The 15,220-nt window shown below is 51.5% G+C and carries 9 protein-coding genes and 1 other RNA gene; 5 read left to right on the forward strand and 5 right to left on the reverse strand.

The window, feature by feature from the left end:
* Positions 1 to 101: 101 nt before the first annotated feature.
* Positions 102 to 647 (reverse strand): G/U mismatch-specific DNA glycosylase, encoded by a 546-nt coding sequence (gene mug, locus CA264_RS14075; RefSeq protein ID WP_025608032.1) that lies wholly within the window; start codon positions 645 to 647, stop codon positions 102 to 104.
* A gap of 697 nt (positions 648 to 1,344) precedes the next feature.
* On the opposite strand from mug, the gene CA264_RS14080 reads away from it, so the two are divergent.
* On the forward strand, positions 1,345 to 2,040 hold the full coding sequence (locus CA264_RS14080; protein WP_025608033.1) for a DUF4145 domain-containing protein: 696 nt from the start codon (positions 1,345 to 1,347) through the stop codon (positions 2,038 to 2,040).
* Positions 2,041 to 2,932: 892 nt separating this feature from the next.
* Here CA264_RS14080 and ssrA read toward each other — a convergent pair.
* From ssrA to CA264_RS14100, 4 genes are all read right to left on the reverse strand, one after another.
* Positions 2,933 to 3,304: a transfer-messenger RNA gene (gene ssrA, locus CA264_RS14085) on the reverse strand.
* Positions 3,305 to 3,531: 227 nt separating this feature from the next.
* Positions 3,532 to 4,980, reverse strand: a complete 1,449-nt coding sequence (locus tag CA264_RS14090; protein WP_036776223.1) for a S41 family peptidase — start codon at positions 4,978 to 4,980, stop codon at positions 3,532 to 3,534.
* 147 nt (positions 4,981 to 5,127) lie between these two features.
* The gene (locus tag CA264_RS14095; RefSeq protein ID WP_084196237.1) at positions 5,128 to 6,537 is read right to left on the reverse strand and encodes a DUF4932 domain-containing protein; all 1,410 of its coding nucleotides are present in this window, start codon (positions 6,535 to 6,537) and stop codon (positions 5,128 to 5,130) included.
* A 42-nt stretch (positions 6,538 to 6,579) separates the two neighbouring features.
* Positions 6,580 to 8,946, reverse strand: a complete 2,367-nt coding sequence (locus CA264_RS14100) for an ABC transporter permease (protein ID WP_025608036.1) — start codon at positions 8,944 to 8,946, stop codon at positions 6,580 to 6,582.
* A 294-nt stretch (positions 8,947 to 9,240) separates the two neighbouring features.
* On the opposite strand from CA264_RS14100, the gene CA264_RS14105 reads away from it, so the two are divergent.
* From CA264_RS14105 to CA264_RS14120, 4 genes are all read left to right on the forward strand, one after another.
* A complete protein-coding gene (locus tag CA264_RS14105) occupies positions 9,241 to 10,608 on the forward strand; it encodes a sigma-54-dependent transcriptional regulator (RefSeq protein WP_025608037.1) in 1,368 nt (455 codons plus the stop codon).
* A complete protein-coding gene (locus CA264_RS14110) occupies positions 10,598 to 11,956 on the forward strand; it encodes a sensor histidine kinase (RefSeq protein ID WP_025608038.1) in 1,359 nt (452 codons plus the stop codon). Before CA264_RS14105 ends, CA264_RS14110 begins: the two co-directional genes overlap by 11 nt.
* 202 nt (positions 11,957 to 12,158) lie before the next feature.
* Positions 12,159 to 13,280, forward strand: coding sequence for a cyclopropane fatty acyl phospholipid synthase (gene cfa, locus CA264_RS14115; protein WP_025608039.1), 1,122 nt, complete (start codon positions 12,159 to 12,161; stop codon positions 13,278 to 13,280).
* A 200-nt stretch (positions 13,281 to 13,480) separates the two neighbouring features.
* Positions 13,481 to 15,118: a catalase gene (locus tag CA264_RS14120; protein ID WP_025608041.1), complete on the forward strand. Its 1,638-nt coding sequence runs from the start codon at positions 13,481 to 13,483 to the stop codon at positions 15,116 to 15,118.
* Positions 15,119 to 15,220: the final 102 nt, after the last annotated feature.

Here is a 15,220-nt window from a genome sequence, read left to right on the forward strand (position 1 = left end):
CACATTGCCCTGCTCAGCCGGGGCCAAGGTGTGCGGGCGCTTCTTTTACCCAAAATACGCGGGCACCCGGCCAAGCGCCTTTTGTGCTTCGTTACCCCCTCCTACCCCACATACGCCCGCAGCTCACGGTATACTTCGGCCAGTCGCCGGGGCGGGAAATGTGCGTTGAGGCCACTGGGGTTAGGCAGCACCCATACTTGTGTGGTACCGATCATCAGCCCCTGCAGGCCCACACCGCTGCTCTTCTGCCCGAAGGCTGCCTGGTAAACGGAGATCCCGAGCAGGGCCAGCACCTGCGGTTTATACTCGTGCACCTTCTGCACCAGCTGCTCCCCTCCCAGCCTCAGCTCCTCTTTGCTCAGATCGGCGGCGGCTACGGTGGCCCTGTCTACCACGTTGGTAATGCCATAGCCCAGGGGCAAAAGCTCCTGCTGCTCTTCCGGCAGAAACAGTTTGGGGGTAAAGCCAGCGGCAAACAGGGTTGGCCAGAAACGGTTGCCGGGGCGCGCAAAGTTGTACTTCACCACAGCTGTGTACACGCTCGGGTTTATGCCACAGAACAGCACCTTCAGGTCCGGGGCAATTACATCGGGCACTGTTAGCCCTACAGCGGCGGCCAGTTCGTCCTTGGTTGGTTTGTACGGCATGCAGTGCGTCAGTTTGATTGGATTTTAGTAACGAAAGCCGGTGCAGGCGGGGTGCGTTTGTGTTGATGTCTCCACGAAAATCGAATTGAGAAAAGTACTTGTTCTTAAACACGCCGGCGGGCTTTAACTAAAAAAAGCACCACAACAATAAATGATATTTCATATATTGCTATACATATTGTTCCAGCTATAAAACAAACATCTTTCATGACAGAAGAATAACCAGAAGTTAGAATAGTAACTTATATCAAGAAGATAGGTGCTGATACGACAGAGCTATCTATACACGAGTTTGAGCAGATTTCTAATATATGGAAATACCACGTATGAATCGAAGACATTAGGACGCTAAACATAGGTCAAGTAACAGATTCGCACTTTGCCTACACTATAAGGCTTACGCTCCAGGAAAAGCACAAGCCCTGGCGCGACTAGCGGTGCGGCTAACGTCCTAGCAAGCCTATAGCTACCAGCACCTCTACTTTGTTTAGGACTCGCCTGTATGCTGGCACCCCTAACAAGTAAAGCTTTGTGATGGCATCGCGTTCCACAAGTTTGGTTTCCTGCTTTATCTTTTGCCGCTGGCTTTTCCGCTATAATAGCTAGCAAAGAAGAAGACTTAACTCTATTTGTTTTAGAATTAAAAAATCAACTTTAAGTCTTTCCAAATATTTAAAACAAACTTAACTAACAACATATGAGATGGACCTGTCCGTTTTGCGACCATAAAGTTTTCATTGATAAGGCTAACTATTATGAAAGTGTGTCTACGCTTTTAATTGAAAATAAGCACGGGAGGAGGCAGCTCACAACAGCATGGATTGTTTGCCCTAATGACACATGTAAAGAGTACTCACTCTTCACAATCCTACACGCTCAAGTGTGGAGTCCACAAGCGACCAAATGGTTACAAGGAGAACTTCTCCAAACATGGCCGCTAGTTCCACAGTCTTCTGCAAAGGTTTTCCCAGAATACGTCCCTCTAGGTGTAAGAGAAGACTATAACGAAGCTTGTGCAATTCGTAATCTTAGCCCCAAAGCATCTGCCACACTTGCTCGTAGGTGCTTGCAAGGCATGATCCGTAACTTTTACGGAGTAAGTAAACGGACACTTTTCGACGAGATTGAAGCAATAAAAGATAAAGTAGATCCTATGACATGGGCATCTATCGATGCGACGAGGAAGATTGGAAACATCGGAGCTCATATGGAGAAGGACATCAACGTAATCGTTGATGTAGACTCGAAAGAGGCACAGGTATTAATTAATTTGATTGAGATACTTATCAAGGACTGGTACATAAATAGACACGATAGAGAGGAAATGTTAAAAAGTGTAGTCAGTATAGCAGAGGAAAAAACGGAGATGAAAAAGGCAAAGCCGACTGAATAGCCTCAAGCTATCCTTAACCATATTTAGAAAAAGGAGACTCCCCCTCTGTTGAGAGCAGGGGCTTAACTTTGGCAATAACAATAGATAACAATTCAGACAATACAACCGACGCAATACATGGCAAGGAATAGTCAGAAAAATGAAAGCTTTTTATCAAGCACTACAGGAGATTAAAACAGACCTATAGAATTTTTCCGAGAGAGAAAGCAAAGTACGAAAGCAAAGAGCAAGACAGGCTTCATAACCACCACATGCTTATATATAGCGACTGTTTTGTACAGTTTGATTTGATTAAGGAAACAGATTTGCCTCAATATATCCAAGATGGATACAACGCTACTTTTCAAAAAGTTTGGGGCAGTCTGTAGTCTAATAAGGATAGTCTAATTTATGTGTGATAAAGACTAGATACGGCAGCCTTTTCTGGAGGAGGTGGAGCGCCTGATCAAAGAAGGCCCTCCAAGAGCTTTTCGAAGGTGAGGTGGCCGATGGCTGCGGATTACCGGCCTACAAACTCTCCGACTTCCGCAAGGGCAGTGCCGAGATGATGCTGCTTGTGCTGACTAACTTCGTTCAGACCTTCCGCCAGTACGGTGTGAGTTACGGCTACATATAGGATGACCAGCGCGGAAGCCGATGGTGCCGTACGAGGCGCTGCAGAAGCTTGAGTAGGAGCCGGAGGAGGCGCACAAGCTGCTAACGGCTGCATCACCTAAACTACCACTAGAGAACCTTCAGCAGCTACTGAAGATTGCCACTACCACCTGGTGCTGCGCGATACACGCTAGATCGACAACCTCTACCTAGTGGACCTGCGCATCACGCAGGATAGATTTACCCAGAAAACAAAAAGGGGCCCTTACATTACGTAAGAGCCCCTTTTTTAAAATAGTTGTGGAGATGCAGGGATTCGAACCCTGGTCCAGACAAGGAAATCGTCGGGCTTTCTACATGCTTAGACGCTAGTTGGATTGTCGGGAGTTTGCGGGCCTAGGTCAAGCCTATGCGCACTCCTTAGATGCTTAAGTTTCGCCTGTGCATCACACCGCTACACAGACTAGTAAAACGAGTCGAAGCCTCTAATGTGCAAGCAGTTTCACGAAACCTGCACGAGACTATGGCAATTGCTTAGTACCTAGACTAGGCAGCCATGGCGTAATTAGATTCGCCAGTTATTGTTCGAACGAATTTTTGACAGGTGGTACGTTCATCACCCGGCATGCTTACACGCAATCTGCGCAAGCTGTCAATTCCGGTCATCCCCATTAAGTTAAAGAACGATGTTCTTGTGTTTTATACTTCAAGAAGTATGCCACAAAGGTATACATTTTATGGCACACTTCCTTCCGTGTAAGTACATCTTTAACACAATACAACCGCTGCGGGTTTCATGTGCACCCAGAATTTACTGCAAGCGCCCCACCTCTTCCCTGCATTTGCCTGGCTCCGGCGGCACGAAAAACGCCCGGCACCCGCAACTGGCAGCTGCTCCTATTTCCCGTTTAGAACGCCGCTCACAAACTCCACCCATTTATACTTTGGTATCGAATTATCTAAATAATAATCTGGCTGAATTCCTTTTCCGTCAATTGTGAAGTCTGGGATGCGCCTGCTCCTGGAAAGGCTGTAGCCTAGTTCAAACTCCTTGCAAGGCGACGCAACAAAATACATGTTTGATATATCTAACACCCCAAAAGTAGTGGTGCCGAAGAGCTTCACTTTCTTACTTTGCTTGGCGGCCAGCAAAAACTGCTCGTCTGTACTGCCGTTGCCGTTGTTAATGATGATTCCTACATTTTTTGGGTATGCATAAACCGTATCCAGCTTCTCTACCCTGACTACGTTCTCGTTTAGGTTAACAAACTCGCCAGGATGTTCCACCAGCTTTCCATAAGCCTCTTTTGCCCACTTCATAGTCTCTTCGCTTAAGCCATACTTAGGGTCATTGGCAAAGTCGAGCATGCGTTGGTTATTTAGCTTCGTGGACAGAAACTCAACACCAACTGTTCTGATTGGGTTAGTATAGATAAACGGCAGGATCTCGGCAAAGCTGGCATCACTGCCACCGGTTCCGCTTCTGATGTCGAGTATCAGGTTTTCCGTTTGCAGTAGCTTGTCCTTGTTTGCCAGCAGCAGGCTGTCTATGGCTTTCTTGTTTTCCATCCTGAAAGAAGGGATTCTAATGTAAAGCGTTTGGCTGTTCAGGCTTTCCAGGTAAGGCTTTTTTGCTGCTACCAATTTTAAATAGTCTGCCATTTCTTTCTCATCCTCCAGTTTCGGAAGCACCCTTTTCAGCGTAGAGTTTCCGAGCTGCAGTACATTTTTGCCAAGCATTTCAACATTGTCGGACTCCACCGCACTGTGGTCTCGCATGTAGAAGGTCGATTTTGTCTTTCCATCTTTGGTAGAGATTTTTAGTTTCACCTGGTCTTTCTTCCAAGTATCGGCACCTGACGCTATGATAAAACCAATATAGTCGTCCTTCACTTTCTTGATGCCTACCTTGTACGGTTCTGATACCCATATTCCTTCGTAGTCGTGCTGCTTCTTTTTCTCCAGGTACTTTTCAAACTTCGGCACATCTACCTTCAGCGTTTCCCAGTTATCAAAGCTGGTTTGTGAGGCAGTAGCGTTGCTATTGCTGTTTTCTTTCAGTTGGATGGAGATATGGCCCGACCTAAAAAACTTCAGCCACTCGTATAGAATAGGCGTACAGTCGGGGAGAGATTTGGCAGCCTTTACTTTGGCTAACGTCCGCTTGTTATGGTCTTCGTAGGCTTGTGTTCCTTTCTGCTCCAGGGCATAACGAAACCCGGCATCATTCTCTTCAAACGTCTTTTTCACCCACTCAAAGTTAGACTCACAGTCACAGGTTTGGGCATAGGCGAAGTTAGCGCACAAGAGAAGTAGAAGAATGAAAGGAATTTGGGTCAGTTTCATTTCAAGTTGTTGATTGGTTGCAAGATTTGTGATTTGTTGAAGAGCAGCAGGGATGCAGTAAATGTGCTCTTTTACTGCCTGGTAAAGTATGAATGTGCAGATGCTCCCAAGCCTTTGATACAATGGAAAGCATCTGCTTTTGTTCAGCTATAGCTTTGCCTGCAAGTTTCTGCTCCAGCTTAGCATTTGGGTGTACAACTCATCCATGCTGATGTTTGGGTTTGCCTTGTAGAGCGAGATGAGCTGCCGGTTAAAGTCCCCGAACCTCTTAAAGCCGCGGCTGTTCTCCATCTGCCACTCCATGGTAGGGATAAAAGAGGCATTATCCTCGGCAGAGAACTTATCCAGGCAGTAGAGCGAGTAAACCGCCCAGGTCATGTACTCATTGAACACGTTGTAAGGAGAGCTGTAGGCGCTGGTGCCTTGTACTTCGTTCACCCACTTTGCCCTGTCGGCAAACACCTCGTCTATCTGTGCTAAATACTTTTCCGAAACTGGGTTTATGAAGTTGTGGTCGATCTCTGTAAACACCACACGCGAGTTGCGCATCTCGTTTACCTTCTCGTTATACGTAGGCTCAAGGTCAGCCCTGCGCACAAACATTATCGTTTGATTAAAGCCGTTATCTTCGAAGCGGTTGGTAGAGTGCGCGCCACCTATCAACGGGGAGAACGTAACGCGGTAATTCCCATACTTAAATTTAAACTTGCTCTCCAGCCAGGCCTGCATCTGGTCTATCGGGTTTTGCGTGCGGTAAGTCTGCAACAACTCGTTATAATATGGCTGGTGCTGCTGATAAAACGCTCTGAAATTAGATTTCTTGGCAAAGTCCTCAATCAAGGCGAGGTTAGCTACAATAGGATCAGCCTGGTTACCAAACCCCATCTTGAGGATAACACCATCGTTCTTGATCTTGTCCTGTTTGTCGAACGAGTACGCGCAGGCGTTCATTTTCATGGCGTAGTAGTACCAGTAGCTGTTGTTATCGAAGGGCTTGGTAATGTGCTTGTTCACCACCTCCATTACCGGGTGGTTTTTGTATGGTGCGAAGTGCGCCATCACCTCTTTGTAGTAGGGCGTGGTCATGTCTACCATGTTAGAGTCCTGCTGCCCTACCGTAGAAATAGCGACCAGGATGTTGGCCAGCTCATGCACCTCCGGCACCTCTACCGCAAACTTCCCTTCGTTCTCACGGATATACTTCTTCGAGAAGTTCACGTTTTTAGGCAACCCAACAATCTCTGTCAGCGCTTTTTCCCGGCCTGCCTGCTGCACGTAAAACTGCACGGTGTCCCCTACTTTGATGTTAAATTCAATCGAGTCAACATCCGTCACAAAAGAGACTTTGGTCTTCTTCTGCTTGCACTCCACCTCCAGCCTGTCCGGCTTCAGGTTCGGCGAGATTTTCCAATCAGGGTGCCTGTCGGTACCGTTGAGTACATAGCTAATGCTTTCCACATTAGATTTGATGGTTGGCAACTGCTGTGCCTGTACTATTGCTGCACCACCCACCAGCATAACAGCGGCAAGGGGCAAGGCTTTAAGTTGAGGAATCATGTGTTTATAGTTTTATTTTGTAGTAGTAGATTTTCTTTTGCTTTATTCGGATCGGAGTGAATTAACCGGGTTAGCGATAGCGGTTTTAATGGCGTGGAAGCTGAGGGTAAGAATGGCAATGATGATGGTAGCAGTAAAGGCCACCGCAAAGATCCACCAGCTTAAATCAGTGCGGTCAGCAAAGTCGTTTAACCAGCCGCTCATAAAGTACCAGCCCAGCGGCAGCGCGACCAGGTTGGCGATGAGCACCAGTTTCAGGAAGTCTTTGGAGAGCAAGTAAACGATGCTTGCTACCGAGGCTCCCAGTACTTTGCGCACGCCTATCTCTTTGGTGCGCTGCTCTGCCGTGAATAAGGCTAGCCCAAAAAGGCCAAGGCAGGAGATAAAGATGGCAATGCCCGCAAAATACTTCGTTAGCTGGCCCATTACAGCCTCTGCTTTGTACATCTTCTCAAAATCTTCATCCAGGAAGTGGTACTCAAAGGGATAGGCCGGATTATGCTTTTTCAGTACGCTCTCCATGGCAGGCAGCACCTCGGCCGTTTGCCCGGAAGCAATGCGTACTAAAATTGTGGTTACTTCCTCTCGGTTCAGCATCATGACAAGCGGCTGCTTAGGCGCGTGCACAGAGCTGGTGTGAAAGTCTTTAACGACTCCTACAATCGTGTAGCGATCGCCCCAACCATTAAGCCACTGCCCTACAGGCTCCTGCAACTGCATCACCCTGGCAGCCTCTTCGTTTATAATCGCCTTTGTCTCCTCCGCGCCGAACGTCTCCGAAAACGCTCTTCCAGCTTTTAGCTGCACCTGCATTGTTTCCAGAAAGTCGTAGTCGGTTTTTAGGACGCTGAACAAAATGTCGGTGTTAGGGTCTTTCCCCTCCCACTCAATGCCACCCGAGGAGTTGCCGACCATCAAAGGGTTCTGATTTGCTGCGGTAACCTCTGTTACCCCGGGCAACCTCAGCAGATCTTCTTTCATCACATCGTAGCGCTTACTCAGCTCCCCTTCTATAGGCAGCAGCACCACGTTTTCCCGGTTCATACCAATGTTTTTAGTGCGGATAAAGTGCAGTTGCAGGTACACGACCAACGTGCTGATGATCAGCAGCGCCGAAAGCACAAACTGGAACACCACCAAGCCCTTTCTGAACACGGAGACACGCTTGCTTAGCTTCACAGTGCCTTTCAGCACCACCGCCGGGTCGAAGGAGGACAGGAAGAAGGCAGGGTAGCTACCAGACAGCACGCCCGTTAGCACTGCTACGCCGAAGAGCATCAGCAGGAGCCATGGGTCGGCAAAATCAAGCACGATAAGCTTACCGGTCAGGTCGTTGAAGTGGGGCAGCAGGATACCTAGCAGGTTCACGGACACGAACAGCGCCAGTACCGATATAAGTACCGACTCCACCATAAACTGGCGAACCAATGCCGCCTTGTTCGCCCCGATAGCTTTACGCACGCCTACTTCTTTGGCGCGCTTGGCCGAGCGGGCCGTTGCCAGGTTCATGAAGTTGATGCAGGCAATAACAAGTATAAATATGGCCACTACCGTAAACAGCCGCACCATTTCTACCCTGCCGCCGCCAACTTTACCGGGCCGAAAATCGCTGTAGAGATACATGTCGCTTACGGCCTGCACAAACACCTCTGTCGTTGACTCCTTCTCGTGGTTGATGATAACGGTGCGGATCTTCTTGTTGAACTCTTCTACGTCGGTGCCCGGCTGCAGCTGCACAAAGGTGCGCAGCGCATAGTTGCCCCACTTCATCAGCCACTCGCTTCCGGGGCTGTTAATCCAGTCGCTTACCGGCATCACATAGTCAAACTGCATGGAAGAGTTTTGGGGCACGTCCTCCATTATCCCGGTTACCTTATAGCTCTTGCTGTTATCGATTTTAAAGACCTTCCCCATCGCCTCTTCCGGGGAGCTAAAGAACTGCCGCGCCACCTTCTCCGAAATTACCACAGAGTTTGGTTCGGCTAGCACGTGCCGGGCATCTCCGTGTAAAAGCGGAAAAGAAAGCATCTCAAAGAACTCCTCATCAGTGTAGCGGCCGTTAACTTTTAAAGCTTTCCCCTCATAAGCAAATAGTTGCTTCCACTCCCAGCTCGTCATTCTAACTGCCCGCTTTACCTCCGGGAGCTCCTCTTCAATTGCTTCGGCTAAGGGCCCCGGGTTTGCGTCTCCTATAAAATCATCTCCTCCGGGATAATGCTGCACAACCATCACCCGATACAGGTCATCGATGTTCCTGTGAAAGCGGTTGTAGCTCACCTCATCCTGCACCCACAGCAAAATAAGTATACTACAGGTCATGCCGAGTGCCAGGCCCAGCACATTTATCAGCGAGAAGACTTTGTGCCGCATCAGGTTGCGGTAGGCCATTTTGAAGTAGTTCTTTAGCATAGTTTTAGGTGTTGCTTGTGGCGCTGAAAATTTTCTAAGGAAATATATCTCTGTACACAAATCCTCCTAGAAATTAAGATGCCAAAAACCCAAAACTCTGTTTTTAAGCATTTTACCAAAACAACCCCAGGCGCAGGTGTACGCTTTTGATACACCTGCACGGGATACACCTGTGCGCTTCCGTTACAGGTACAAACACAGCACGCGCCCGCCCGCCTAGGCCAACGTTGCCTGGTTTTATTTTTATCAGATAGAATTGGTATATTCGGTTTCTCAACCAGAATTTTACTCCCTATGGCCACTGTAAGGAATGCCCGTGTGTTGGTGGTAGACGATGAGACGGACGTGCTGTTCGCCCTGAAAATGCTACTGAAGACAGAGGTAAAAGAAGTAGTTACCGAAAAGAACCCCGAGAACCTGCTGGGCCTGCTGGAGCGGCAGAAGTTCGATGCCATTTTACTGGACATGAACTTTAAAAGCGCGCTGAACACGGGCAACGAGGGGCTTTTCTGGCTGCGCCAGATCCTGGAGAGAGACAAAGGCGCCTCAGTTATACTGATTACCGCCTACGGCGATGTGGAGCTGGCCGTCAAATCGCTGAAAGAGGGAGCCGCCGACTTTATCGTGAAGCCCTGGCACAACGATAAGCTGCTGGAAACGCTGCACCATACCCTCGATAGGAGGCAACAGAAGCCACGTACCGCTGCCGCCCCGCCTAAAAACACCAGCACCAGCATACTTGGCGAGTCCGACGCCATCAAAGAGGTGCTCTACAAAATTGAGAAGATTGCACCCACCGAGGCCAACGTGCTTATACTTGGCGAAAACGGCACCGGCAAAGAGCTGGTGGCCCGCGCGCTGCACGAGAAATCATTCCGGGCAGCCAACCCTTTTGTAAGCGTAGACATGGGGGCACTCACCGACTCACTATTTGAAAGCGAGCTGTTCGGATCTAAGAAAGGCGCTTTTACCGATGCCCGCGAAGACAGAGCCGGCAGGTTTGAGACAGCAAATGGCGGCACCTTGTTCCTGGATGAGATCGGTAATATTTCGCCGGCCATGCAGGCCAAGCTGCTCACGGTGCTGCAAAACCGCCAGGTAACGCCGCTGGGCTCCAACACGCCTGTGCCGGTAGATATTCGTTTGATTTCGGCCACCAACGAGCCTATTTATGAGCTGGCGGCCCGCAACCAGTTCCGCAAAGACCTTATCTACCGCATCAACACCGTAGAGATTATGCTTCCGCCGCTGCGCCAGCGCCACGGCGATGTGGAGCTGCTGGCCCGCCACTTTGCGGCAGTGTACGCCCAGAAGAACCACAAACCTGTACCTGAGTTTGCTGCGGCCACCTTGCAGAAACTGAAGCAGCACAGCTGGCCGGGCAACGTACGCGAGCTGCAGCATGCTGTGGAACGGGCCATCATACTTGCCGAGAGCCATACTTTGCAGCCCCAGGACTTCAGCTTTTCGCCAGTGGAAATGGCGCCTGCTGCCCCTGCCGCCGCTTACACCCCGGAAACACCCGTGCCGCTCAGCGAAATTGAGCGCGAAACGATTGTGCGGGCACTGGAGAAGAACAAAGGCAACATCTCCCGCACCGCCAAAGAGCTGGGCCTTACCCGCACCGCCCTCTACCGCCGACTGAACAAGCATGATATTTAAGCGCCTCGAGTTCGGGCTATTCGTCCGGTTTATACTTTTGCTGGGCATGATGTTCGTGACGGTGTACTACCTGGCGCAGTTTACCTGGCTGCAGGTTAGCTCCGGCGTACTGGTTATGCTGGCGCAGCTGTGGGAGCTGGCATCCTACGTTACCCGCAGCAACAACGAGCTGGCCCGCTTCCTGGAGGCGGTGAAGCAGCGTGATTTCTCGCAGCGCTTTAACGAGCACACCACCAACAGCTCTTTGCGGCAGCTGCACTATGCCTTTAACCTCATCAACAATACCTACAAGCAGCTGCACATAGAGCAGGAGGCGCAGTTCCAGTACATGCAAACCATCCTGCGGATGATCGACACCGGCATTATGGCCGTGGACGAGGAGACGGGGGAAGTGGAGTGGGTAAACGATGCGTTCCGGAAGATCCTGCACCTGCCCTACCTCAAAAGCATCGACAGCCTGGAGCCGCGCTACCCCCTGCTGCACGAGGCGCTACAGACGATAAAGCCGGGCCACAGCCGGCTCCTCAAACTAAAGCTGCAGGAGGGCACGTCTCAGCTACTTTTATCGGCAACGGCTTTTACCATGCAGCGCCGCCAGCTGCTGCTGATTGCCCTTAAAAACGTAAGCGCCACCGTGGACGCCACCGAAACAGAGGCCTGGCAAAAGCTGCTGCGCGTGATGACGCACGAGATCATGAACTCGGTGGCTCCCATTGCCTCGCTGGCCGACACGCTGGGCCGCCACCTGCACCTGGAGCGGGAAAAGTACGCGCAGGAACCAGCCGCCGCCCCGGACCCGGAACTGCTGCAGGATACCGAAGAAGGCATCACCATTATCAAAAAGCGAAGCGAAGGGCTGCTGCGCTTCGCCCACTTCTACCGCAACCTGAGCAAATCGCAGGAGCTGCTGCTGACGACGGTGTACGTGCAGGAGCTCTTTAAAAGTATAACCGGCCTGATGCGGCCGCAACTGGAGGAGCTTGGCGTGGAACTGCGCTGCCACGTAACGCCACCCGGCCTGACGCTTTACGGCGACGTGAACCTGCTGGAGCAGGTACTCATCAACCTGATCCTGAACGCCAAGCGGGCCGTACTGGGGCGCCCGGAGCCAAAGGTTATACTTACCGCAGGCCAGGAAAACGGCAAGACCGTTATCGAAGTACAGGATAACGGGGCCGGCATTCCGGAGGATCTGCTGGAGAGCATCTTCATCCCCTTCTTCACCTCCCACAAAGACGGCTCCGGCATTGGCCTGAGCCTGGCCAAGCACATTATGCTGCTGCACAAGGGCAGCATACAGGTAGAAAGCAAAGAAGGCGTAGGCACGGTGTTTAGGCTCTCGCTTTAGGCTGTCGCGGCTCTCTCTTTTACTTTCAGCGCTGTCTGTGCCTGCTGCGCGCGGCAAGAGGCCCCGGCACCTGGTGCCCTGCAGCTACTGCGAAGCGCTGTGCCGGCCTTTCCTTTTTTAACCATTCTCCCCTGCTTCCGTTCATAGCAAGTATAAGCATAAACACATCTATATAAACAACTTATACTTCACAAACAGCACGATGGGCACACCAGGCTTACAGCAGTCCGTGGCGAAGGTTTTAGCGGCGGCCGATGTCAAAATAAACGGCCCTGACCCGTGGGACCTGCAGGTGCACGACACCAGGTTCTATAAGCGGGTATTAACACAGGGAACACTGGGGCTCGGCGAGTCTTACATGGACGGCTGGTGGGACTGCGAGCGCATTGATGCCTTCATTTTCCGGGCACTGCGCGCCAACCTCTACCAGCAAGCGGCCTTCGGCTGGAAAGCAGTGCTGCAAACGCTGCTGGCCAGGCTCCTGAACATGCAGGCAAAAGGCAAGGCCGTCCGTAACGCACAGCGGCACTACGACATCGGCAACAACCTGTACCAGCTAATGCTCGACAAGCGCATGACCTACAGCTGCGGCTACTGGAAAGGTGCCGATACCCTGGACCAGGCGCAGGAAAACAAACTGGATCTGATCTGCCGCAAAATACGGCTGCAACCGGGCCAGCGGGTGCTTGACATCGGCTGTGGCTGGGGCAGCTTCGCAAAGTTTGCCGCCGAGAAGTACGGTGCCGAGGTAGTAGGCGTCACGGTATCGAAAGAGCAAGTAGAGCTGGGCCGCCAGCTGTGCAAAGGCTTGCCTGTGGAGCTGCGCCTGCAGGATTACCGCGATGTGAACGAGCAGTTCGACCATGTGGTATCGGTCGGAATGGCCGAGCATGTGGGCTACAAGAACCACCGCACCTACCTCGAAACCGCCGCGCGCTGCCTGAAGGACAACGGCCTGTTCCTGCTGCACACGATTGGCGTTAACTACTCCAGAACCTCCGCCGACCCGTTCACCAACACCTACATCTTTCCAAACTGCCTTATCCCTTCCGTAAAACAGCTCGGGGCGGCCATGGAGCATGTTTTTGTGGCGGAGGACTGGCACAACTTCGGCCCCGACTATGACCCGACGCTCCTGGCCTGGTTCCAAAACTTCGACACCAGCTGGGGCCAGCTCCAGGGCAGTTACGGGGAGCGGTTTTACCGCATGTGGAAGTATTACCTGCTCTCCAGCGCCGGCTCCTTCCGGGCCCGCCACAACCAGCTCTGGCAGATCGTGCTCTCCAGGCAGGGCATCCCCGGGGGCTATGAGCCTGTCAGGTAGCTTTGCGGAGAGTTGTGCGCGTTTCTTTCCCTTTTGTTTCGGGTGACGCGGCGGCTGGGGCACGCATATTACTTTTATGGGCGCACATTATAAACTTTCTCTGTTAAACCATAGATGAAACCTATAAACTAAAGCTTTCCAGATAGAGTATAAAGCTATAGTGTAAACCATTATCTAACCAATCAAACTGGCAACGCGCTATGAAGGATAACCAGAACAAGAGCACTGCAGCCTCAGGAAACGGTGCAGACGACAAAAGAACACTTACTACCCGCCAAGGTCACCCTGTAACCGATAACCAGAACATTCGAACCGTTGGTAACCGTGGCCCTGCGACCATGGAGAACTACCACTTCATCGAAAAGATCTCGCACTTTGACCGGGAGCGTGTTCCGGAGCGTGTCGTGCATGCCAGAGGTGCCGGTGCACATGGGGTGTTCGAAGCCTACGGAAAAGTGGGCGACGACCCGATCTCCAAGTACACCCGCGCCAAACTGTTTCAGGAAAAAGGAAAGCAAACGCCGGTTTTCGTCCGCTTCTCCACTGTGGGCCACCCATCCGGCTCTCCCGAAACACTACGCGACCCGCGCGGTTTTGCCGTGAAGTTCTACACCGAAGACGGTAACTGGGATTTGGTTGGCAACAACCTTAAGATCTTCTTCATTCGCGATGCCATGAAGTTTCCGGACCTGATTCACTCGCAGAAGCCGGACCCGATCACCAACATTCAGAGCGCAGGGCGCATTTTCGATTTCTTCTCCGGCACACCGGAGGCGACCCACATGGTTACCTTCCTGTACTCGCCGTGGGGTATTCCGGCTACATACCGCCAGATGCAGGGCTCCGGCGTGAACACCTATAAGTGGGTGAACGCAGACGGTGAGGCCGTGCTCGTGAAATACCACTGGGAGCCGATGAAGCAGGGCATCCGCAATCTTACCCAGAAAGAGGCCCAGGAAATCCAGGCCAAGAACTTTAACCACGCCACACAAGACCTGTACGAGGCCATCGAGCGCGGCGACTACCCGGAGTGGGAGCTGAACGTTCAGATCATGAGTGATGATGAACACCCGGAGCTGGACTTTGATCCCCTGGACGATACCAAGCTGTGGCCTCGAGAGCAGTTCCCGTGGTACCCGGTCGGCAAAATGACGCTGAACAGAAACCCGGAAGACTACTTCAACGAAGTGGAGCTTTCGGCCTTCGGCACCGGTGTACTGGTAGACGGCCTGGACTTCTCAGACGATAAAATGCTGCAGGGCCGCACCTTCTCTTACTCCGACACCCAGCGCTACCGTGTGGGAGCCAACTACCTGCAGTTGCCAATCAACGCACCTAAAAAGCAGGTGTATACTAACCAGCGCGGTGGTGCTATGGCCTTTAAAACAGACTTTGCCCCAGGCCAGAACAAGCACGTCAACTATGAGCCGTCCGTTTTAGGAGGTTTATCAGAAGCGCCTAAGCCCGGCAAAGATTACATGCCACGCTACGAGGCGAACCTGACACGCCAGCACATAGACCGCACCAACCATTTCGGCCAGGCAGGCGACACGTACCGCAACTTTGAAGACTGGGAACGCGATGAGCTGATCAACAACCTCTCCAACGACCTGGCCTCCTGCGATAAGCGCATCCAGGATAAGATGGTAGAGTATTTTACCCAGGCTGACGAGGACTACGGCCGCAGAGTGGCGGAAGGCATTAAGATGATGACGGAGAAAATGATGAAGATGAAGAAAAACATGTCGGAGGGCACCGACGGGCCTGAAGGCAACGTTACCGGCGAAGAGGCTGTGGAAGATGCACAGACCAAATCGCACCCTGGAAAGCAGTACTAATCCTGTAACTGCACCGCGTTAAAAGTAAAGGCAGCCGCTGATAGGGCTGCCTTTACTTTTAGTGTGGCATACAAACCTTGACAAAAAAGCCCGGCTACAGCG

It is taken from the genome of Pontibacter actiniarum (genome assembly GCF_003585765.1).
GTDB classification, from domain to species: domain Bacteria; phylum Bacteroidota; class Bacteroidia; order Cytophagales; family Hymenobacteraceae; genus Pontibacter; species Pontibacter actiniarum.